The sequence below is a fragment of the Algibacter lectus genome, assembly GCF_004368925.1.
Lineage (GTDB): Bacteria > Bacteroidota > Bacteroidia > Flavobacteriales > Flavobacteriaceae > Algibacter > Algibacter lectus.
In genome coordinates this window covers 168,381-191,274 of record NZ_SORL01000009.1, presented here as the reverse complement: position 1 = coordinate 191,274, position 22,894 = coordinate 168,381, and the positions used below count along the sequence as shown (strand labels likewise).

The window sequence follows — 22,894 nt, the reverse complement described above, 5'->3', positions numbered from 1 at the left end:
GTTTGTGTTTTTAAAGTTAAAATAATTATCGTCTTAAATTCCCAATGCGTTCCTGCAGCGTAGGATGCGAGTAATGCATAAAAACATAAGCGGGATGAGGTGTTAAATTGCTTAAGCTATTTTTAGAAAGCTTTTTTAAGGAGGTTATTAATGGTTCGGCTTTGTAGGTGTTTTTGGCGTAATCATCGGCTTGGTATTCAAACTTTCTAGAAAACCAATTCATGATTAATCCTGTAATTTCCGAAATAGGTGCGTAAAGCATCCCAAAGGCCACCAACCCAATATGGAAACTTGGTATTTGCACGCCTAAAGCTTCTGATAATAATGGATTAGAAATAAAAAGGGATAATATAAATAGGGTAAAACCGGTGAGTAAAATAGAGGTTGCCAAATTAAAAATGATGTGTTTCTTTTTGTAATGGCCAACCTCGTGAGCTAGCACAGCAACAATTTCATCTTCATCTAAATCGTTTATTAAAGTATCGTAAAGCGTTACACGTTTTTCGCTACCAAAACCAGAGAAATAAGCGTTGGCTTTTGTGCTGCGTTTAGAGCCATCTATAACAAATATTTTGTCAAGTTTAAAACCTACTGTGTTCGCGTACTTCGAAATGCTATCGCGTAAACTACCGGCTTCTAATGGGGTTTGTTTATTAAAAAGTGGTACAATAAGTTTGGAGTAAAACATATTGATAAACAAACTGAAAACAGCCACTAATCCCCAAGCATATAACCAAAAATTGTTTCCTGTAACTTGGTAAAACCAAATAATTATGGCTAAAATACCTCCGCCAACAATGGCCATCATGAGCCAGCCTTTTAGCTTATCTAAAAAGAAAGTGCTTTTTGTGGTTTTATTGAAGCCGAACTTTTCTTCAATTACAAATGTGCTGTAATAAGAGAATGGTGTGTTGAGTATATCGCTACCAATGGTAATAATACCGAAGAATATAAGTGCGATAATTATTGGGTTTTCGCTGTAGCTTCGTGCTATATTGTCAATGAATTCAAAACCATCAAACCATAAAAATCCTAAAGTAAGCATTACGGTAAAGGTCGATGTTAGTAAGCTAAATTTGTAATTGGTGGCTTTGTATTGCTGAGATTTTTTGTATTCTTCAGCATCGTAAACATCTTGCAAATCTTCTGGAAGCGCATCATTAAAGTGTTTCGCATTTAATGCATCTAAAACTTTCTCAATTATAAAATTGATGATTATTAGTGCAAAAATGATGTAGAAAAGCGTGTTTGCGGTCATGTTTGTTATGTTTCAACCTTAAAAAAGATTGTTGATTTGGAGGGACGTATTTTTGGTAATTTACAATTATTTAAAATTACGTTGGCGTTTGGCTTCAAAAATTAAGATACCCGCAGCTACAGAAACATTCATAGAATCGATTTCGCCTTGCATAGGTATAATGATATTTTGAGTGGAATTTACGCGCCATTCATCACTTAAACCTGTAGCTTCTGTGCCAACAACAAGGGCCGTAGCTTTTGTGAAATCTTGAGTGTGATAGTCTACCGAAGCTTGTAGTGCGGCACAGTAAATATTTATGTTATGTGCTTTTAGAAATTCTATAATTTCGGTAGTAGAACCCGTTGCTATAGTATTGGTAAACACACAGCCTACGCTAGAACGAATAATGTTTGGGTTGTATAAATCGCCTTTTGGGTTGGCTATTATTACGGCATCGGCATTGGCAGCATCGGCAGTACGTAAAATAGCGCCAATATTACCTGGCTTTTCTGGAGCTTCAGCAATTAAGATTAGCGGCGTTTGGGTGTCAAATTTTAAATCACTTATTAGGTGGCTTTTTGGTTTGGCAACGGCTAGAACACCTTCTGTAGTGCTTCGGTAAGCAAGTTTTTCGTAAACGTCTTTAGATATTTCAATAGTTGAATCCTGGCTTGTAGTTAACGCTTCTAGTTCGTTTTCCGAAAAGAGTCCTGGGTAGAATAAAACGGTGTCTAATACATAACCACCTTTTATGGCTAATTCTATTTCGCGAATGCCTTCAATTAGAAAAAGGCCTGATTTTTTACGTTCCCTAGACTTTTCTTTTAGTTGAACGAGTTGTTTTATGTATGCATTCTGGATGCTTGTAATTGCTTTCATCATAATATTTTACAAAAATAATTTATTTAATGTAATTTTGAGTGCTTATTTCCGACTTACGGACAAATTAAAAAACCACTATGAAACACACTTTTTTATTATTACTTGCTATTTCAATGTTTTCGTGTAAAAATGAAGCAAAAAAAGATGCTGCAAACCCAGAAATTATTTCTGAAACTACAGTAGAGGCTCCAACTAAAAAATACCCTGAAGCTTTAGTTAAAGTATTCGATGCGCATGGCGGATTGGACACATGGAATAAGATGCAATCTCTAGCATACACACAAGTGAAAGAAAGTGGCAATGTATCTACGATTACTAATTTAAAGAATAGAAACATTGTTGTAGATATGCCAGAGCATACTATTGGTGCTAATGATGAGGATGTTTGGTTAAATACTAAAGGAGAGAAAGCGTTTAAAGGAAACCCTCGTTTTTACTATAACTTAATGTTTTATTTCTATGCGATGCCTTTTGTTTTAGCTGATGATGGTATTATTTATGGTGATGCTGAGCCTTTAACTTTTGAAGGTGTTACGTATCCTGGAATAAAAATTTCTTACCAAAATGGTGTTGGTGAATCGTCGGGTGACGATTATGTGCTTTACTACAACCCAACAACCTACAAAATGGAATGGTTAGGTTATACAGTTACGTATTTCTCTAAAGAGAAAAGTAGCGAATTACATTTTAGACGCTATACAGCTTGGCAAAATGTGAATGGCTTAGATGTAGTAGAAGCGATGGTTGGCTATAAAGCTGAAGAGAACGTACCAACAGCTGCTGGTCGTGAAGATAAATTTATAAACGTAAAACTATCTACAGAAGCTCCTGATAGTAGCGTATTTAAAACTCCTGAAACCGCTAAAGTTGCTAAGTAAGTTTTAAATAACAATTGATATAAAATAAAAAAAGCAAGCTGAGAAGCTTGCTTTTTTTGTTGGTATTAATTGGATTGATATTTTTTGGAATAACGTTTCCATAATTCTGTTTGGTGCGTTTCTAGACTAATTAAGCGTCCGTCTATAAAAGCATGAGAAATTATGTTGGTACGCATATCTAAGGCGTCACCTTCACTTATAAATAAGGTGGCGCTCTTGCCAGTTTCTAAAGAACCATACTGCGCATCGATACCCAGTATTTTTGCTGGGTTTAATGTGATTAACTGTAGCGCTTGTGCTTTTGTTAATCCGTGAGCTACGGTTGTACCTGCGTAAAATGGTAGGTTTCTAGAATTCATACGTTCCATTTGTCCGTTGGCTTGTAAGGCTACTGTAATGCCGTTATCTACTAATAACTTAGCCGATTTATATGGTAAATCGTAATCGTCATCAGTTTGGCTTGGTTGCGAGTGTATACGGTTTAAAACCACAGATATGTTATTCGATTTTAAAATATCGGTTACTTTATAAGCTTCTGCTCCACCAACAATAACCATGTTTGGAATGGTATTTTTCTTAGTGAAATTTACAGCATCGATAATGCCTTTTTCATCATCTACATTAATGTAAAGTTTTTTAGAACCATCGAAAATACCTTCTAATGCTTTATAAGATAGGTTGGTGATAGAAGGGCTTGCTTTTAAATAGGCTTTGGCGTTATTAAAATAATCTTCTATTTCTGTAATTTGGTTGCCGTATTCTTTATTTACCTTTAAGGAAGGATCTTCACCTAACCAGTAGCGACCTCTTTTGAAGTTGCTCGGCCAGTTTATGTGAATTCCGTCGTCTGTTTTTACAGCAGCATCTTCCCAGTTCCAAGCGTCAAATTGCACTACAGATGATGTGCCAGAAATACGACCGCCTCGTGGTGTAATTTGCCCAAGTAAAACACCGTTTGGTCTCATAGATTCTACAACTTTAGATTCCGTATTATAAGCAATTATACTTCTAATGTTAGGGTTCCATGTTCCTATTTCAGAATCATCATCAGTGGCCTTTACAGCATCAATTTCAACTAAACCTAAAGTTGAATTCGGAATAATAAAACCAGGATAGACGTGTTTGCCTTTACCGTCGATAACATCACCAATACGAGCAATTTTCATATTAGCACTTCCTACGAAAGTGATTTCACCTTCATTAAACATAATAAGGGCGTTCTCAATAACTTCACCTGTACCTAAATGTGCCGTGGCACCTTCTATAGATATAGCTTTGCTTTGTTTGTCTGCTGGGGTTTGTTGGGCGTGTATGGATCCGAAAAATAGGAGGCAGGCACACGCTATATATAAATTGAAATATTTCATTTTCTATGTTTTAGTTAATTATATTGCCAATAAAATCGCAATGCATATCTACTTTTTCCTTTTTCTTAATAGGTTGCGTTTTTAAGCCTTTGTTTTTAGCTTTTAGCATTTGGTTGATAAGCTCGTTTTTCTCTTTCTTAATTTCCGAACGCAGCATAGTATCGCGCTCTAAATCGAAATAAGTGACACCTTCAATAATTGTTTTTTCTGCTTTAGCATAAATAGACATTGGGTGATCGGTCCATAAAACAACATCGGCATCTTTACCAACTTTTATACTTCCTACACGGTTATCGATGTGTAAAAGTTTAGCAGGGTTTAGAGTAACAAACTTCCAAGCTTCTTCTTCGCTAATACCGCCGTATTTAATAGATTTTGCAGCTTCTTGATTTAAACGTCTAGACATTTCTGGATCGTCACTATTTATAGCAACCGTAACGCCTGCATTGTGCATAATGGCGGCATTGTACGGAATGGCATCGTTAACCTCGTATTTGTACGCCCACCAATCGCTAAATGTAGAGCCACCAACACCGTGTTCAACCATTTTATCGGCTACTTTATAACCTTCTAAAATGTGAGTGAATGTGTTAATATTGAAGTCGAATTGTTCGGCAACCTTCATAAGCATATTAATTTCACTTTGAACGTAAGAGTGACAAGAAATAAAACGCTCTTTGTTTAAAATCTCAGCAAGCACGTCCATTTCGACGTCTTTTCTATAAGGTTTACCACTTTTCTTTAAAGCATCATATTCTTTAGCGCGTGTAAAATAATCGATGTAAACTTGCTCGACACCCATTCTAGTTTGTGGAAAACGCACACCATTAGAATATCTAGTTTGTTTTACGTTTTCTCCTAAAGCGAATTTTATAAATTTAGGTGAATCGTTATAAATTAAATTATCGGCAGATTCGCCCCATTTTAATTTTATAATAGCCGAACGTCCACCAATTGGGTTGGCTGAACCGTGCAATATTTGTATAGAGGTTACACCACCAGCAAGGTTGCGGTAAATGCCAATATCTTCATTGTCGATAACATCTTCGATGCTTACTTCTGCAGACGAGTTTTGCCCGCCTTCGTTAACAGAGGCGGTTGCAATATGCGAATGCTCGTCTATAATACCAGCCGTTAAATGTTTGCCAGTAGCATCAATAATTTGAGCTTTTCCGTCGCTGAGGTTTTTACCGATTTTAACTATTTTACCATTTTTAATAAGCACGTCTGTGTTTTCTAAAATACCATCGGTTTCGTTAGTCCAAACCGTTGCGTTTTTAAACAAAAGCGTTTCTTGTTTTGGTAGTGTTTTAAATCCGTAAGCAGTGTTAGGGTAGGAGATAGAGGCTATGCTATTTTTCGAATCATCGTCCTTTTTATCTTTTTCTTCGGAATCGTCTTCGGTTTTTGTACTCTTTTTGGCTGAAAATGAAATTTCATTACCATTAGGTAAAGTAGCTTTTCCTTTTAAAGCAGCATCGTTTTCAACATGAGCCACAATACGAATAAAATCTTGCGACGTAGAATCTTTTGTAGTCATCGAGATTTGAACCCAGTCATTATTATAACTAATTTTAGAACCTAAGGTTTTAGTCTCGCTTGTAATTTTAGATTTCAGCTTTTTAATATCGCCTTCTACAGTCATTTTATAAGTCGTATTATCTACGCTAAACTCATAATCACCAACAATATCTATAGTGTTCATGTTGGTAACAATGTGTTGCTGACCTTGTACCCAGTTTTCGTAAAGCTTGGTTTTCTTCTCAAAAATATCGCCCGAGGTAATTAAAAAGTTAGCATAAGCACCATTGTTAAGTGTTCCTATTGCTGTAGATTGCCCAAGTAATTGCGCAGGTACAAGCGTTAATGCTTCTAGAGCCTTCTCTTTAGAAAGTCCGTTTTTAATAGCTTGCATTAATTTGCCTTTAAATTCACTTGGCGATTTTAAAGTATGCGTTGTAAGTGCAAAACTAATATTGTTATCGGCTAAAACCTTTGGGTTCGTTGGTTCTTGGCTCCATGCGCGCATGTCGCTAAGTGCCAATGAACTTGTTAAAAAACTGTTTTCAACATCGTAAGCATCCTTAAAGTTTACGGGAAGTATAAACGCAGCATTGGTGTTTTTTATCTCATCAATACGCTCATACTCGTCACCACCACCTAAAATAACATATTGAATACCAAACTGATCTCCAATTTTATCGGCTCTTAGTGCATTGGCTTTACTTCCAGCTTCAAAAATTTGAATTAAATCTTGGTTTCTGTTTAAGGCTTCAATAGATAAATCTTTCGTTTTACTAAGTCCTTTTTTATACCATGCCGCATCGTTATACAATTGGCGTAGCAAAGCAATACTACCCATTATAGAATTTGGGTAAGCCTGTCGAGACGTGGCGCTTCTATCGAAAGATAGATATTGTGCCGAGTTCTCTTTTAGTATACGTGTTTCATTACCTTCCTTAGTATTAAGCGCTACTAAAGCACCGGTTCCTCTATGAATACCGTCTTGTATGTGTGTATTTACAACGCCAAACCCAGCATCTAATAATGCTTTGGCTGTTTTAGAATCGTAGTTAAATTTAGAAAGTGCCTCGTTTTCTGGCATCACATGGTCGTTCCAATAATATCCTGTTCTGCTGGCATCGTATTGTGGAGCCTGACTTCTGCTTCTTGGTTGTGCTTTTGGTTTTTCAATTCCAAAATCGGAATACATATCAATAAAAGAAGGGTAAATGCTTTTACCTTCAATATTAATAATTTTAGTGTTTTTTGGAATCGAAACATTTGTTCCGGTAGAAATTACCTTTCCATTATGTATTAACAAGGTGCCTTTGTTAATAATTTGTCCGCTAGAAACATGGATTTTTGCATTCGTGAATGCTGTGTAGTTGGTGTTTGTAGTTTTAACACCATCATTTTTTGGAAAATAATCTTGGCCGAATAAGCAACTGCAGCAAAAGAAGCTCAAGATTCCAATACATTTTTTAATCATAGATACAATCTGTTAGTTTTAGCTAAAAATACGGATATCTATCTAGAATCAAAGTTCCTTTACATATAAAGTTGTAATCTTTAAGAATTTCTCATTTTTCTTCAAAATAATTGACCAATAATGCAACAACATAGCTATAGCTTTCCATGCCTTTAGTTTGCTTATTTGCTTTTAAAAAGCCGCTATAGAAGCTTTTAAAAAAGGGTTCGGCCGGATTTTGGTGTGCTTCCCAAAACAATCGCACTTCTTCGTAATTTTTTAAAACACCAATATTTAAATTTTCAACCGTTTTTTTGTAAAGGTCTTGATCGCGTCGATAAATTTCATTTAAGCAATAGCGTAAGCCAAAGGTGTAACCGCAATATCTAAAATAAATATTCTCATGGTTTATGGCTGCTAAGCAACCAATAAAATTAGCTTCGTTTTCTGCAGCAAAACCTAACTGATGTGCAATTTCGTGTGTTGTGGTAGTGGCAAATTTAAAAGTAGGGATAAGGCCATCAACTTGCGCTTCATTGGTTAACGGATTTAAGTAACCACTAAAACCCATATAGGTTAAGGGATAACTAAATAAGGATTTTTTTACACTTCTAGGCGAATATTCTAAATCTGGAAACACCTGTTTTAATCCCAAATAACCATCTGGAGCCAATTTTAAAATCTCGCTTTTAGTTAACGGAACATCTACTTTCATAGAGTCGTTTTTTGTGATTTCAAAATGTAAAGCGTTTGCCTTTAAAATAAGTTGCTCTGTAACTTTAACTAATTGTTCTGTGCTGTATTCCGGATTTAAATCCAAACTTTTGTACAATGGCAATCGGTAATAATTGAATCCCCAAAATAAATGAAACGCGAAATACAATATAGAAACTGCCGAAAACACATCTGCAAACCATTGTTTGGTATCGGTTTTAATTCGTTTCCAATTTTTATAAAACCATCTAAAAATATAAATTAAACCTGCTGCGTAAAACAAATCGCCGAAAGAAAAAGGCAACCAACCCAAGCAAAACCGAAACATTTTGGATATATATACATAAAGTCCGTTACTGTAGAAAGTCTCCACAAAACCGGGGTAATTCCCTAATAATTTCACTAAAAAGTACTGCGGAATCAACAGCAGCGCAATAATCGTTTTTTTATCTTTCAGCATAGACCAAAAATAGTAAAAATTTGTACCCAAAGGTTATACATATTTATAAAGGTTTCTTCCTGCTTTCAGTTATATCTTTTTTTTAATGCACGTATTTCTCTATTAGGTAACATCAATCTTAATTATTAAAACTTGGAGTTTTTGGAGAACTATTCGGTATTCAAAAAAAAGGATGCCACATCAATCAGGAGTAGCTACCAATATCTGTGTATTTTTGCTAACTTTGCATTAAAATGTAAACAAAATGAGCTCAGAAATAAGAAATTTAGAACCTAAACAGCTTTGGAATAAATTTGCCGATTTAAATGCTGTACCGCGTCCGTCTAAAAAAGAAGAACGTGTTATCGCTTTTATGAAAGACTTTGGTAAAAAACTTGGTTTCGAAACTATAGAAGACGAGGTTGGTAATGTTATTATCAAAAAGCCAGCTACGGCAGGTATGGAAAAGAGAACGACCATTGTAATGCAATCGCATTTAGATATGGTACATCAAAAAAATAATGATACTGAATTCGATTTTGATACTCAAGGTATTGAAATGTATGTTGATGGTGATTGGGTTCGTGCAAAAGGTACCACTTTAGGCGCCGATAACGGATTAGGTGTTGCCACCATTATGGCTATTCTAGAAAGTACAGATATTGCACATCCTGCAATTGAAGCTTTGTTTACTATAGATGAAGAAACTGGAATGACAGGAGCAATGGGTTTAAAAGGCGGATTACTTACAGGAGGAATTCTATTGAACTTAGATACTGAAGAAGATGACGAAATTGGAGTAGGTTGTGCCGGTGGTATCGATGTTACTGCTACTAGAACTTACGAAGAAGAGGAAACGCCAGAATTTAAAATAGGTTACAAAATAACTGTAAAAGGTTTACAAGGTGGCCACTCGGGAATGCAAATTCACGAAGGTTTAGGTAATGCTAATAAAATAATGAACCGTGTATTATTTGATGGTTTTGAGAATTTTGGCTTACGTATTTCGGAAATCGATGGCGGAAGTTTGCGTAACGCCATTCCTCGTGAAAGCAATGCTATTGTTGCAATCGATGCTATACACGAAGAAGCTTTTCTTTTAGAAACAAAAGAACAAGAAGCGATGTTAAAGGCTGAGTTAAAAACTATGGAACCTAACTTAGAAATTGTGGTTTCTAAAGTTGAAACTCCAGAAAAAATCATGGACTTAGGAGTTCAAGAAGGTTTAACACGTGCTATTTATGCCGCTTGGAATGGTGTGTACCGTATGAGTGCAGATATTCCTGAATTGGTAGAAACATCAAACAACATAGCAAGAGTTATTGTAAAAGATGGCGCTGTAAAAATTGGTTGTTTAACACGTTCTTCTGTAGAAAGTTCTAAATGGGATTTAGCAAATACACTACGCTCAACTTTTGAGTTAACAGGTTGCGAGGTTACATGCACAGGTGATTATCCTGGTTGGTCTCCAAACATGGATTCGGCTATTTTGAAAGTGATGACAAAACTTTATGAAAAATTAAATAACGAGAAGCCACACGTTGCAGCATGTCATGCAGGTTTAGAATGTGGAATTCTTGGAACCAATTATCCAGATATGGATATGATTAGTTTTGGACCAACTATTAAAGGTGCGCACTCTCCGGATGAACGTGCTCAAATTTCATCGGCTCAAAAATATTGGGATTTCGTTATTGAGATTTTAAAAGAAATACCTGAGAAAGCTTAAGTTTTCAATAAGTTGATAGGTGTGGCTGCATTGTGATTAGTTTATCATATTAATGTCATTATACAGAACATAAAAAAGCCAGTAATAACGATTGTTATTACTGGCTTTTATTTTTAACAAGTGTTTTATAAACTATCCACGGTATTTTAAAGGTAAGTGTACTACTTTTTTGGTTTCGTAAAAATCTTCCTCAAAATAGTCGCTTAAATTATAAATAGTAGTGGTTTTGTAATCTTTTAGCTCTTCTTCTAGATCGCCACCTTTTAAATAGATAATGCCATTTTTCAATTCGTGGTTTTGCTCTTTTGCAATTTTTCCTTTTACCCAATGTACAAAAGTAGGCATAGCGGCAACGGCACGACTTACAATAAAATCGTAGTTTTCTTTAATTTCTTCAACACGGCTGTGTGTTGTTTTAACGTTGGTTAAGCCTAAGCCTTCAACCACTTCATTTACAACCTTTAGTTTTTTAGCAATGCTATCTACTAAATGAAAAGAACACTCAGGAAACATAATGGCTAAAGGGATTCCCGGAAATCCACCACCTGTACCAACATCTAAAATGTGGCTACCATCTTTAAACTCTATCACTTTGGCGATACCCAAAGAGTGTAATACATGACGTAAATATAACTCGTCGATATCCTTACGTGAAACTACATTTATCTTCAAATTCCAATCTTGATATAGGGATTCTAAAAGTGTAAATTTTTCAATTTGGTCTTCGGTGAGGTTAGGGAAATATTTTAAAAGCAGTTTCATTTATGTTAAATTTTCAACAAAAATATACTTTTTAAGTACATAATTTTACAAAAAATTGGGATTACTTAAATAGCTTTATTCATATCTTTGCAGATAGGTATGATCAAAAAAACATTTTTAAAATCATATTAAAATTATTAGAATGACTAAACAAACCGTCTCGTTCTCGAGAAAAGACCCCGCGAAGTTCTTTAAGACGTTGAATAAACGTGTTAATGATTACTTTAAGGAAAATGATATTAAACGTACAGGAAACTGGGAATTATATACAAAAGCCATAATAATGTTTGCTTTATTAATTGTTCCTGCAGTATTAATTTTAACTGTTCCAATGTCTGGATGGCTACAAGCTTTATGCATGGTGGTTGTTGGGATTGGTATGGCTGGTGTAGGCATGAATGTGATGCACGATGCTAACCATGGTTCTTTTTCTAGTAAAAAGTGGGTTAACAAATTAATGGGAAGCAGTATTTATATACTAGCTGGTAACGATTATAACTGGAAAGTGCAACACAACGTATTGCACCATACATATACAAACATTCAAGGGCATGATGAAGATATTGATGCTGGTAGAATTATTCGTTTTTCTAAACATTCAAAATGGTTTAAAATTCATCAATATCAAAAGTATTATGCGTTTTTCTTATACGGTTTGCTTACTGCAAACTGGGCTATCACAACAGATTTTATACAAACTTACAAATACTTAAAGCGTAAATTAGCTTACGGTAAGTTACCAAGTCCTGCAACGCAATGGACTAAACTTATTATTGGTAAAATTGTATATTATTCAATTTGGGTAGCATTACCTTTAGTTGTAGGTTTTACTTGGTGGCAAGTATTAATTGGCTTCTTAATTATGCACTACACAGCAGGAATTATTTTAAGTGTGGTTTTTCAATTGGCTCACGTTGTACCAAGTACAGTTATGCCTTTACCAGATGAAGATGGTAACATGAAAAATACTTGGGCTATTCACCAATTATTTACTACATGTAATTTTTCACCTAAAAGTTGGTTAGCCGAGTTTTATACAGGTGGATTAAACAGACAAGTAGAGCACCACTTGTTTGCAAATATTAGCCACGTGCATTATAGCAAAATAGCAAAAATAGTAAAGGAAACAGCAAACGAATTTAGCTTACCATATAATGAATACAACACATTTTGGAAAGCCGTTTCAGAACATTATAATCAACTAAAGGTACTTGGGAAAAATCCTAACATTGCCTAAACTTTATATTTACTTCATAAACACAATTCATGCAATTATTATCTGAAAGAATTTTAAACATGGCTACTTCGGCAACGTTAGCTATGGCAGCCAAAGCTCGCGAATTAAGAGGCGAAGGAAAAGACATTATAGGTTTAAGTCTTGGGGAACCAGATTTTAACACCCCAGATTTTATTAAAGAAGCAGCTATTCAGGCTGTGAATGATAATTACAATTCTTACTCGCCAGTAGATGGTTATGTAGAGTTGAAAGAGGCGGTTATTACAAAGTTTAAACGTGATAATAATTTAACGTATACTTTACCACAAATTGTTGTTTCTACGGGAGCTAAACAATGTTTGGCAAATATAGCAGCTGTTATGCTAAATGATGGTGATGAGGTGCTTTTACCTTGTCCTTACTGGGTAAGTTATTCTGATATTGTTAAGTTAAACGGTGGTGTGCCAGTTGAGGTTGCAACATCTATCGATACAGATTTTAAAATGACACCTGCACAATTGGAAGCGGCTATTACGCCAAAAACCAAAATGATGTGGTTTAGTTCTCCATGTAACCCAAGTGGATCTGTTTACAGTAGAGAAGAGTTAAGAGCTTTAGCCGATGTATTGGTTAAACACCCTAATATTTATGTAGTTTCAGATGAAATTTACGAGCATATTAACTATGGTTCTGGTCACGCAAGTATAGCGGAATTTGATGATATGTATAACAATACTATTACTGTAAACGGTGTTTCGAAAGCTTTTGCTATGACGGGATGGCGTATTGGTTTTATTGGTGCTCCAGAAAAAATTGCTCGTGCATGTAATAAAATGCAAGGTCAAATTACTAGTGGTGCTAACTGTATTGCACAACGTGCTGTAATTACTGCTTTAAACGCAGATCCGAGTGCAGTAAAGTACATGATAGATGAATTTAAAGTGCGTCGTGATTTAGTTTTAGACTTATTGAGCGATGTTACAGGTTTTAACTCAAACACGCCAGAAGGTGCGTTTTACGTATTCCCAGATGTATCTTATTACTTCGGAAAAACGTTAAGAGGAAAAACAATAAATAATGCTACCGATTTTTCTTTATATTTATTAGAAGAAGCATTAGTGGCAACAGTAACAGGAGATGCTTTTGGTAACCCTAACTGTATTCGTATTTCTTATGCAGCTTCGCAAGATCAAATTATTGAAGCTATTAAGCGTATTAAGGAAGTAATAAGCTAGTTCTTTAAAAAACTTTTATATATCAAGAGCTGCTAGATTTTTTAATCTAGCAGCTCTTTTTTTGTTAGAATAAGTAGTGTACAGCGATAAGTAAACCTAGGCTGGCGATTATAAAAAACACAATGGTTTGTATTAGAGCTTTTTTGTTATCTGTTAAGGTTTGTGCTTTTATAGTGTCTAGTTGTTCTTGTGTTGCTTTTGGAAACTCTTTTAATTCTATATTGGCATAACTGCCAGATAACGCTCCTTTTTCTTTGCGTTTTGAGGTTAAACTTCTATTGTTTTTTAATGACTGGTTTGCAGCCATCATTGATCCTTCGCCTCCCATAATTTATATTTTAAAGTGAAACACTATTGAGATATTCAAAAAAGTGTGTTTAAGATTATTGGTTATAATCTTAAGAATATTTAAAGTAGCTGCTTTATATATAAGTAACAATTTGGATTAAAATGTTACAGTAGAAGCGGGGTTTTATTTTTTAAGAAGGTGTTATCCATTTGTGAAATGCAGTGTTGATACGCGGATGAGAATAGGTTTGGGTGATGTGAAAATATTTGCGGATAATTGCGTTAGGGATTGATGCGGCATCCTTTTTTGTGCAAGCCTTTTAATTAGTTGAAAGCTCCAAAATTTGGATTTAGAAAATAGCGTGTTGCTAAGCCGAAATAATACTGCACAAATAAAGATATAGCGGAAAGCCCGACCCTTTTCGGGTAACGCTAAAATAAAATAAATTCAGAAATTAATTGATAGCAAAAGTAGCGCTCAATTTAAATGTAGGGATGGTAACTTGGAATTTTCTAGTGGTTGTAAAATTAACCATGTTGTAATGCCCTTGCATAGCACCAAAAGGAGAGGTGAGTAGGCAGCCAGAGGTGTAAGTGTGAGATTCTCCAGGTTTTAAAACCGGTTTTTTACCTACTACGCCTTCGCCGATAACGGTTTCAACATTGTTTAAGGCGTCTAGAATTTCCCAATGACGCGCGTAAAGTTGCACAGAATCTTTACTTTGGTTTTCTATAGTTACGGTATAACCAAAGGCGTATTGCATTTTATAGTTTTTATAAAATGAACCTTCGAAGTTTGTAACTACCGAAATTTTAATGCCAGATGTAACTTGTTGTACCATGATTGATTAAGCAATTTACTTTGCTAAAATAATAAATATTAAAGAGTTAGTGCGTGATTTCAACGGGTTTGGCGAATAAATTAGTTGAAATGCATTTCTTACCCTATATTTTGTCGATTTTATAATATTAACGTATTAATTTGTGATGTTTACTGAACTGGCTTCGCCTAAACCAATTATTTTATCGTATCGAGCGCCTAGATCGCGGTAATAAACAAGCACTTTGTAATTGTTTTCGGTTTGCCAGAAATCACCACTCACTGCACCATCGTCCACAGTACCATCATCGTTAACTACAATATATTTGTAGTTGTAGAAACCTTGTTTTAAAAGCATGGTATTGATAAAGCGATTGTTGACTTCATCAAAAATCATTCTTGTGCTATCGTCTATAGCATAGTTGTTAAAGTTTCCATATATATGTACGTTCTTATTGATTAAAAAGTCGTCGCCACGTAGAGAAAAATGTATCCACACGTAATCGGCTTCAATGCTGGCATCATCGGCATCTACGTTGGTGATAAGGTAATTACCGTTAATATCTGGGTTGTATGTGTACGGCATTTTGGCGCGCGGTATATTGGTGTAGAGGTAGTTGTGGTAAAGATCTTTTAGGTCTATAAACTGGATGCCTGTATTGGCGGCACGAACATCTTTATTTTCGAAAAACAGGAATTCGTTACCTGCCCAAAAACTTGTTTCACTGTCGTATCTGTAAATAAGTTGGTTGCCAAGCGTGTATTGCGGCTTTATGTTGGTAATAACATTGTTTAAATTATTATTTTGAATAATAACAGCTTTTACGGTTTGAGTGGGGTTGTTTAATTGTATGTTATTTGAAGTAATTATGAGTTCTACACGTTGTTTTTGTTCTATAAATTCGATGTTTCTAGAGCGTTTTACGCTTACGCCAACAGCGGTTTTATCTTCATAAATCATAAATTTTCTAGAGAACTGAAGCTCATCATTGTCATTATAAACCGAAATCATGTAGTTTCCAGAAACGAGTAATCCTTTGGTGAATTGATTAGGGATAGTGAGTTTGTAATGCGAAAATATTTGGTAGGTGTTTAGTGAATTCTCGTAATCGCGAATACGTTGGTTGTCAAAGCCGCTCAGGAATTCTGATTTAATAAGTGTTGAAGGTGTCCAATCGAAATTGAAATGCTCGATTTTATAGTAGTAATCGGCTTCTTCACCATTTAAAGCATCGAACTCTAAAACTACATATTCGCCCAGTTTTAGTATAGGAAGTTGGGTTTCAGGCGTGTTACTTTTAAAATTTATAGTTTTAATATAATCTGGTGGATTTACTTCTTGAACTTGTGAAAAAACCAGAGCGGGCAGGAGGGCGATGAGAATTTTTTTTATTACCTTAGAATGCATATTCATTATAGTTTTGTGTGTAAATATAAACAAAATCTATGCCTAATTAAATTTACTTATTTAGAATTAGTATAAATAAATGATATGCATTTTTTAGGACGAATAATTTAGGTATTTATTTGTATTTTTGCACCGATTTTTAGACAACTAATTTCAATAAAAATAAATATGTCAAACGACATCCGTATCAAAAAAGGTCTGGACATTAAACTTATAGGTGAAGCTGATAAAACCGTTGAACAAGCGATTATCAGTAACTACTACACTATAAGGCCAGAGGATTTTCACGGCGTAATTCCAAAACTTGTTGCAAAAGAAGGGACTTCAGTAAAAGCTGGAGATACTTTGTTTTTCGATAAATCTCAGGAATCGGTTATGTTCGCATCGCCAGTTTCAGGGAAAGTGATTGAAGTACAACGTGGACCAAAAAGACGCATAGACGCTATTAAAATTGAAGCCGATAAATCGCAAGTATATGCAGATTTAGCAGCATTTGATTTAAACAGTGCCACAGCGGAATCTGTAAAAGCACATTTGTTAGCATCAGGATGCTGGCCGTTTGTAAAACAACGCCCATATGATGTGATTGCAAATCCGAGTAAGTCGCCAAAAGCGATTTTTATTTCGGGGTATGCTAGCGCACCATTGGCTGCCGATTTAGACTTTACCTTAAAAGGTAAAGAAGCTGAATTGCAGGCTGCGGTAACGGCTTTAGGGAAACTAACAGAAGGTGCAGTGCACATTTCGGTTGGTACTTCTAGCTCGCCACTTGCTGGTTTAACAGGTGTTACTACGCACAAGGTTTCAGGGCCACATCCTTCAGGGAATGTTGGTACACTTATCAATAAAGTGAATCCAGTAAATAAAGGCGAAGTTGTTTGGACAGTTAATGCTCAAGACCTAGTTATTATTGGTGAACTTTTATTAACTGGTAAGTTTAATGCTGAACGTATTGTAGCTTTAGTAGGTTCTTCGGTTGAAAAACCAAGATATTTTAAAACCATTATTGGTAGCGAAATTTCTACTCTAATTTACGATAAAGGTGTTTCTAAAGGTGGTAACGATCGTGTTATTTCTGGAAATGTATTATCTGGAAAGCAAATTAAACCAGACGGAAATTTAGATTATTACAGCAATGTAGTATCTGTTATTCCTGAAGGTGATGATTACGAGCTTTTTGGATGGAACAAACCTGTGTTTAATAAAATCTCTACTTCTAGAGCTATGACATTCTCATGGTTAAGTAAATCTAAAAAATACGATTTGAACACCAATACTAATGGTGAACACCGTGCTTTTGTTACTACAGGAGTTTACGAGGAAGTTTTTCCTTTAGATATTTATCCTATGCAAATATTAAAAGCTTGTATGTATAAAGATTTAGATGAAATGGAAGCTTTAGGAATGTACGAAGTTGCACCAGAAGATTTCGCTTTAACCGAGTTTGTATGTGTATCTAAACAACCGCATCAAAAAATTATTAGAGAAGGTTTAGACTTAATGCTTAAAGAGATAGGATAATGGGTTTAAAAAATAATTTACATAAATTAAAACTAAAGTATAAAGGGACAAAAATGGCTCCTGCATTTAATGCAATCCATACCTTTTTATACTTGCCAGATGAGACCACACATAATGGAACTCATATAAAAGCTGCCGACGATTTAAAGCGTACCATGAATACAGTAATTATGGCTATGGTGCCATGTTTATTGTTTGGTATGTTTAACGCTGGTTACCAGCATAACTTACAGGTTGGAGAAATTCAAGCAGTAACAGCAGGTTTCTTTAGTCCGGAGTTTTGGGCTTTAGATAACTTCATGATCGGTTTCTGGAAAATTATTCCTTTAGTAATCGTTTCTTACGGTGTAGGTTTAGGAATTGAATTCTTATTCGCTGTAATTAAAGGTCACGAAGTAGAAGAAGGTTATTTAGTAACAGGAATGTTAGTGCCATTAATTGTACCAGTAGATATTCCGTTATGGATGTTAGCAGTTGCAGTTGTATTTGGTGTTGTTATTGGTAAAGAAGTTTTTGGTGGAACAGGGATGAATATCTTAAATCCAGCTTTAACTATTAGAGCCTTTTTATTCTTTGCATATCCTACTTGGATGTCTGGAGATAAAGTTTGGGTTGAAGGTGCAGTTGAAAGAACAAATGAAATTGCAGCCGGTGCTAATTTAGATGCCATTTCTGGTGAAACTATTTTAGGAACTCTAGCTCAAGGTAAAGCTGTAACACACTCTGTTGCCGATATGTTCTTAGGGTTTATTCCTGGTTCAGTAGGAGAGACTTCAACGTTACTTATTGTTTTAGGTGGTTTATTTTTAGTATTTGCTAAAATTGGAAGCTGGAGAATAATGTTATCATCGTGTGTTGGGGCTATAGTAATGGGCTTAATATTTAATGGTGTTGTTAGTTCTGGATGGATTACTGAAACAAGTAAATTTTACGGATTAATGAGTACTGAATTTTGGCATCACCTACTTATTGGTGGTTTTGCTTTTGGTACCGTGTTTATGGCTACCGACCCAGTTACGGCGTCGCAAACCAATAAAGGGAAATGGATTTATGGTTTCTTAATAGGATTTCTTTCTATTATGATTCGTGTATTCAACCCAGCATATCCAGAAGGTGTGATGTTAGCTATTCTATTAATGAATGTGTTTGCACCAACAATTGACCATTACGTGGTACAAGGAAATGTGAAGAAAAGAATGAAACGTTTAAAAGCTAAAGTTGCATAACGATGGAGAATAGAACAGATAAAAATTCATATACTATAATTTTCGCCGTTGTTATGGTGTTGGTTGTAGGTTCATTATTAGCCTTTACAGCTTCATCATTGAAACCTAGTATTGATGAAAATAAACGTCTAGAAAAGCAACAAAACATTTTGTATGCTATGGGCGTGAACGAGAATGACGAAACTAGTGCTAATTTTGTTTCAACAGATAAAGCACCAGAATTATTCAAGAAATATATTAAGAAGCAATTGGTTATTCAAGATGGTAAGGTTACCGAAGATGACCAAGCGTATTTAATTGATATTAAAAAGGAACAAGCTAATGCTAAAGCTGGTATTGCAAGACGTTTACCTTTGTTAAAAGGTGAAAAGGATGGTAAAACATTTTACATTGCACCAATTCGTGGTAAAGGGCTTTGGGATGCTATTTGGGCTTATGTTGCTATGGACGAAAACATGGTAATACAAGGTGCTTATTTTGATCATAAAGGAGAAACGCCTGGTTTAGGAGCTAATATTAAGCAACGTTTCTTTATGGACGATTTTATTGGGGAGCATTTATTAGATAACGCAGACCGTTTTAAAGGTATTGAGGTTTCTAAAAGTAATGCCGATCCAAAAAACGAGGATAAAACAGATAACGAAGTCGATGCTATTGCAGGAGCTACTATTACAGGTAATGGTGTTGCAGCAATGATTAAAAGCGATTTAAAGCTTTATGAGCCGTTCTTTAAAAACTTAAAAAACAATTAATTTATGGGACTTTTATCAAAAAAAGACGCCAAGTTAATCACAGATCCATTAGCGGATAATAACCCAATTACTATTCAAGTACTTGGTATTTGTTCTGCTTTAGCAATTACTGCTGAGTTAAAAGCATCTATTGTAATGGCTGTTTCAGTAATGGCCGTATTAGCAATAGGGAATGTTGTTATTTCTTTAATGAGAAATATTATTCCTTCTAAAATTAGAATTATTGTACAATTGGTTGTTGTTGCCGCTTTGGTAATTATAGTTGACCAAGTACTTAAAGCTTTTGCTTACGAGTTAAGTAAAACACTTTCTGTATTTGTTGGTTTAATTATTACTAACTGTATCATCATGGGACGTTTTGAGGCTTTTGCATTAGCAAATAAACCTTGGAGATCTTTTCTAGATGGTATTGGTAATGCTGCTGGTTACGGTTTAATTTTAATTATTGTTGGATTTTTTAGAGAGCTTTTAGGTTCTGGTACTTTATTAGGATTTAAGGTATTAGGAGATCCAATTGAAAAAACCGGATTATATGCTATTGGTTACGAGAATAACGGTTTTATGTTATTATCACCAATGGCCTTAATAGTAGTTGGAATAATCATCTGGATACAACGTAGCAGAAATACAGCATTAGTAGAAGATCATTAATTAGTGAGCAGTTAAATTAATTTACTGTAGCTTTTTAAGTCTATGGAAAATTGAAAAACTGAAAACTGAATACTATAAAAAAAATGGAATATATAGAGTTATTTTTCAAATCAATATTTATCGACAACATGGTATTTGCCACGTTCTTAGGAATGTGTTCTTACCTTGCGGTATCTAAAAAAGTAAGTACAGCGGTTGGTTTAGGAGCAGCTGTAATTTTTGTACTAGCGATTACCGTGCCTTTAAACTGGTTGTTAGATCAGTATTTATTGCAGCCAGGAGCTTTATCTTGGTTAGGTGAAGAGTATGCAAGTTACGATTTAAGTTTCCTATCATTCATCATGTTCATTGCAACTATTGCAACCATGGTACAATTGGTAGAAATAGTGGTAGAGAAGTTCTCACCATCATTATACAATTCATTAGGTATCTTTTTACCATTAATTGCAGTAAACTGTGCTATTTTAGGGGGGTCATTATTTATGCAATCTCGTGAAATACCAACTTTAGGTTTAGCTACAGTTTACGGTATAGGTTCTGGAATAGGATGGTTTTTAGCGATTTTAGCTATTGCAGCTATTCGTGAAAAAATTAGATATTCAAATGTGCCACCTGCATTAAGAGGCTTAGGTATTACATTCATCATTACTGGATTAATGGCGATTGGATTCATGAGTTTTGGAGGTATGTTAACTGGAGGTGATGAAGAAGCACCAAAGGAAGAAACAACTGCAAAAGTAAATTCTGCAAAGGATAACAAAGAAGTGTTAGCTAACAACATAAAAGTAAATGAGTAATATGATATTAGCCGCAAGTACAATAGGAACAATTGGAGTAACAGTAATTGCTTTTTTAATCATTTTACTTTTACTCGTTGGTTTATTATTAGTTGTAAAACAAAAACTATCACCATCGGGACCTGTAAAGATTACCATTAATGGTGAGAAGGAGATAGAAGTAGCTTCAGGAGCGAGTTTACTTTCAACTTTAGGAAATTCTAAAATATTTTTACCATCTGCCTGTGGTGGTGGTGGAACTTGTATTCAATGTGAGTGTCACGTAAACTCTGGTGGAGGTGAAGCTTTACCAACAGAAGTGCCGCATTTTACAAGAAAAGAATTACAACATGGTGCACGTTTAGCTTGTCAAGTTAAAGTGAAACAAGATATGGACATCACTATTCCTGAAGAAGTATTTGGAATTAAGAAATGGGAAGCTGTTGTAGTTCGTAACTATAACGTAGCATCATTTATTAAGGAGTTTGTTGTTGAAATCCCTGAAGATATGGGGTACAAAGCAGGTGGATATATTCAAATTGAAATTCCTCCATGTGAAGTAAAATATTCTGATATGGATATTACAGCACACCCTGAAGAACACGAAACTCCAGACAAATTTCAAGCAGAATGGGATAAGTTTAAGCTTTGGCCATTAGTTATGAAGAATACGGAAACAATAGAACGTGCTTATTCTATGGCTTCTTACCCTGCAGAAGGAAGAGAAATTATGTTAAACGTACGTGTGGCTTGTCCACCGTTTGATAGAGCCAAAGGTGGCTGGATGGATGTAAATCCAGGAATAGCTTCCTCTTACATTTTTAACCAAAAACCAGGTGATAAAGTAACTATTTCTGGACCTTACGGTGAATTCTTCATCAATGAGTCTGAGAGTGAAATGCTTTACGTTGGTGGTGGTGCAGGTATGGCACCAATGCGTTCTCATTTATATCACTTATTTAAAACCTTAAAAACAGGTCGTAAAGTAACATATTGGTATGGTGGACGTTCTAAACGTGAGTTATTTTATTTAGAGCATTTTTACGAGTTAGAAAAAGAGTTCCCGAACTTTAAATTCTATTTAGCATTATCTGAACCAATGGAAGAAGATAACTGGAAAGTAAAAGAGAATATAGATGCGCCAGGAGACGGTTTTGTTGGATTTATTCACAATTGTGTTATCGATAACTATTTATCATTACACGAGTCGCCAGAAGATATAGAATTATACTTCTGTGGACCACCGTTAATGAATAAAGCAGTTCAAAAAATGGGTGAAGATTTCGGAATCCCTGATGAGCATATTAGATTTGATGATTTTGGAGGATAATCTCTAAATTCAAGGTATTATAAAAAACCAACACGATAGTGTTGGTTTTTTTTTGCTTTAAATTGTGTTAAATTTTTGTTCTTACACTCTGATTTTGAGAGGTTTTTTGTTGTAGGGTTCTTGGTTATAAATGATTGAATAGTTAAAAACCGTGTATTTCGTCGAAAATAAAGGCGTATAACCGATAAAATGATTAAATTAGCAAGTAGGAATTCATCTGAAATTTTTATAGGTAAGAACTTATTTTCTAAATAATATGAGTATTGTAGATAAACAATTGAGAATTTTATTCATCGATGATGATAAAGCGACCAATTTTTTAAATAAACATATCGCTAAAAAAAATGCTAGCGTTAGTTCTACTGTATTAGTAGATAGCGCTTTTGAAGCTATAGACTACCTTGAGAAAAAAATAGTAAACCCGGAGGATAGACCCGATATTATTTTTTTAGATATTAATATGCCTGCCATGAATGGTTGGGAGTTTTTAGATGTATTTTATAAAATAGATTCAGGATTAATCAAGGATATAGAAATAGTTATTCTGTCATCCTCAGATGACCCTAGTGATATAAATCAATTTAAAAGTCGTAATACACTTTTAGATTTTGTGAAGAAACCATTAGATTCAAAATTATTCAATGATGTTTTATTGAAAGTATGTAGTTAATAAATTTATAAATAAGTAA

20 protein-coding genes are annotated in these 22,894 nt (G+C 34.8%); 11 read left to right on the top strand and 9 right to left on the bottom strand.

Translation table 11 applies throughout. The annotated features are described in order from the left end of the window. Window positions 1-25: 25 nt before the first annotated feature. Both DFQ06_RS13380 and DFQ06_RS13375 read right to left on the bottom strand, forming a co-directional pair. Window positions 26-1,258 (bottom strand): M48 family metallopeptidase, encoded by a 1,233-nt coding sequence (locus DFQ06_RS13380; protein ID WP_133968183.1) that lies wholly within the window; start codon window positions 1,256-1,258, stop codon window positions 26-28. Between the two features lie 66 nt (window positions 1,259-1,324). Further along, a complete protein-coding gene (locus tag DFQ06_RS13375; RefSeq protein ID WP_174564435.1) occupies window positions 1,325-2,122 on the bottom strand; it encodes a TrmH family RNA methyltransferase in 798 nt (265 codons plus the stop codon). Between the two features lie 77 nt (window positions 2,123-2,199). Between DFQ06_RS13375 and DFQ06_RS13370 the strand changes: the two genes are divergently transcribed. Then, window positions 2,200-3,000 carry a DUF6503 family protein gene (locus DFQ06_RS13370; protein WP_133968181.1) on the top strand — a complete coding sequence of 267 codons (801 nt, stop codon included), beginning with the start codon at window positions 2,200-2,202 and terminating at the stop codon, window positions 2,998-3,000. Between the two features lie 65 nt (window positions 3,001-3,065). Here the strand turns inward: DFQ06_RS13370 and DFQ06_RS13365 are convergent, their stop codons facing one another. The 3 genes from DFQ06_RS13365 to DFQ06_RS13355 all read right to left on the bottom strand — a co-directional run bounded on the left by DFQ06_RS13365 (window position 3,066) and on the right by DFQ06_RS13355 (window position 8,512). Beyond that, window positions 3,066-4,367 (bottom strand): amidohydrolase family protein, encoded by a 1,302-nt coding sequence (locus DFQ06_RS13365; RefSeq protein ID WP_133968179.1) that lies wholly within the window; start codon window positions 4,365-4,367, stop codon window positions 3,066-3,068. A gap of 10 nt (window positions 4,368-4,377) precedes the next feature. Beyond that, window positions 4,378-7,359 (bottom strand): amidohydrolase family protein, encoded by a 2,982-nt coding sequence (locus DFQ06_RS13360; RefSeq protein WP_133968177.1) that lies wholly within the window; start codon window positions 7,357-7,359, stop codon window positions 4,378-4,380. Between the two features lie 91 nt (window positions 7,360-7,450). Beyond that, the gene (locus DFQ06_RS13355) at window positions 7,451-8,512 is read right to left on the bottom strand and encodes a DUF3810 domain-containing protein (protein WP_133968175.1); all 1,062 of its coding nucleotides are present in this window, start codon (window positions 8,510-8,512) and stop codon (window positions 7,451-7,453) included. A 244-nt stretch (window positions 8,513-8,756) separates the two neighbouring features. Between DFQ06_RS13355 and DFQ06_RS13350 the strand changes: the two genes are divergently transcribed. Continuing rightward, window positions 8,757-10,220: an aminoacyl-histidine dipeptidase gene (locus DFQ06_RS13350; protein ID WP_133968173.1), complete on the top strand. Its 1,464-nt coding sequence runs from the start codon at window positions 8,757-8,759 to the stop codon at window positions 10,218-10,220. A 132-nt stretch (window positions 10,221-10,352) separates the two neighbouring features. Here DFQ06_RS13350 and rsmG read toward each other — a convergent pair whose 3' ends face one another. Beyond that, window positions 10,353-10,982, bottom strand: a complete 630-nt coding sequence (gene rsmG, locus DFQ06_RS13345) for a 16S rRNA (guanine(527)-N(7))-methyltransferase RsmG (protein WP_042495702.1) — start codon at window positions 10,980-10,982, stop codon at window positions 10,353-10,355. Between the two features lie 142 nt (window positions 10,983-11,124). Here rsmG and DFQ06_RS13340 point away from each other — a divergent pair, with 142 nt between their 5' ends. Together DFQ06_RS13340 and DFQ06_RS13335 are read left to right on the top strand one after the other, a co-directional pair. Next, on the top strand, window positions 11,125-12,219 hold the full coding sequence (locus DFQ06_RS13340) for a fatty acid desaturase family protein (protein WP_042504877.1): 1,095 nt from the start codon (window positions 11,125-11,127) through the stop codon (window positions 12,217-12,219). A 29-nt stretch (window positions 12,220-12,248) separates the two neighbouring features. Further along, window positions 12,249-13,433: a pyridoxal phosphate-dependent aminotransferase gene (locus DFQ06_RS13335; protein ID WP_133968171.1), complete on the top strand. Its 1,185-nt coding sequence runs from the start codon at window positions 12,249-12,251 to the stop codon at window positions 13,431-13,433. 64 nt (window positions 13,434-13,497) lie between these two features. On the opposite strand, the gene DFQ06_RS13330 is transcribed toward DFQ06_RS13335, so the two are convergent. The 3 genes from DFQ06_RS13330 to DFQ06_RS13320 form a co-directional block, all read right to left on the bottom strand. Continuing rightward, window positions 13,498-13,761 carry a hypothetical protein gene (locus tag DFQ06_RS13330; RefSeq protein ID WP_042495698.1) on the bottom strand — a complete coding sequence of 88 codons (264 nt, stop codon included), beginning with the start codon at window positions 13,759-13,761 and terminating at the stop codon, window positions 13,498-13,500. A 415-nt stretch (window positions 13,762-14,176) separates the two neighbouring features. After that, the gene (gene apaG, locus DFQ06_RS13325; protein ID WP_042495695.1) at window positions 14,177-14,563 is read right to left on the bottom strand and encodes a Co2+/Mg2+ efflux protein ApaG; all 387 of its coding nucleotides are present in this window, start codon (window positions 14,561-14,563) and stop codon (window positions 14,177-14,179) included. A gap of 135 nt (window positions 14,564-14,698) precedes the next feature. After that, window positions 14,699-15,949: a type IX secretion system plug protein gene (locus DFQ06_RS13320; protein WP_133968169.1), complete on the bottom strand. Its 1,251-nt coding sequence runs from the start codon at window positions 15,947-15,949 to the stop codon at window positions 14,699-14,701. Window positions 15,950-16,117: 168 nt separating this feature from the next. Between DFQ06_RS13320 and DFQ06_RS13315 the strand changes: the two genes are divergently transcribed. From DFQ06_RS13315 to DFQ06_RS13285, 7 genes are all read left to right on the top strand, one after another. After that, the gene (locus tag DFQ06_RS13315; protein ID WP_042504872.1) at window positions 16,118-17,470 is read left to right on the top strand and encodes a Na(+)-translocating NADH-quinone reductase subunit A; all 1,353 of its coding nucleotides are present in this window, start codon (window positions 16,118-16,120) and stop codon (window positions 17,468-17,470) included. Further along, window positions 17,470-18,696 (top strand): NADH:ubiquinone reductase (Na(+)-transporting) subunit B, encoded by a 1,227-nt coding sequence (locus DFQ06_RS13310; protein ID WP_042495693.1) that lies wholly within the window; start codon window positions 17,470-17,472, stop codon window positions 18,694-18,696. Before DFQ06_RS13315 ends, DFQ06_RS13310 begins: the two co-directional genes overlap by 1 nt. A 2-nt stretch (window positions 18,697-18,698) precedes the next feature. Beyond that, window positions 18,699-19,448: a Na(+)-translocating NADH-quinone reductase subunit C gene (locus DFQ06_RS13305; RefSeq protein WP_042504869.1), complete on the top strand. Its 750-nt coding sequence runs from the start codon at window positions 18,699-18,701 to the stop codon at window positions 19,446-19,448. 3 nt (window positions 19,449-19,451) lie between these two features. Beyond that, window positions 19,452-20,099, top strand: coding sequence for an NADH:ubiquinone reductase (Na(+)-transporting) subunit D (locus DFQ06_RS13300; RefSeq protein ID WP_042495691.1), 648 nt, complete (start codon window positions 19,452-19,454; stop codon window positions 20,097-20,099). Window positions 20,100-20,182: 83 nt separating this feature from the next. Further along, window positions 20,183-20,896, top strand: coding sequence for an NADH:ubiquinone reductase (Na(+)-transporting) subunit E (gene nqrE / locus DFQ06_RS13295; protein WP_081958574.1), 714 nt, complete (start codon window positions 20,183-20,185; stop codon window positions 20,894-20,896). Window position 20,897: 1 nt separating this feature from the next. Next, complete coding sequence (gene nqrF / locus DFQ06_RS13290) at window positions 20,898-22,205, top strand: NADH:ubiquinone reductase (Na(+)-transporting) subunit F (RefSeq protein ID WP_042504916.1); 1,308 nt, start codon at window positions 20,898-20,900, stop codon at window positions 22,203-22,205. A 256-nt stretch (window positions 22,206-22,461) separates the two neighbouring features. Beyond that, window positions 22,462-22,875: a response regulator gene (locus tag DFQ06_RS13285; protein ID WP_042495685.1), complete on the top strand. Its 414-nt coding sequence runs from the start codon at window positions 22,462-22,464 to the stop codon at window positions 22,873-22,875. Window positions 22,876-22,894: the final 19 nt, after the last annotated feature.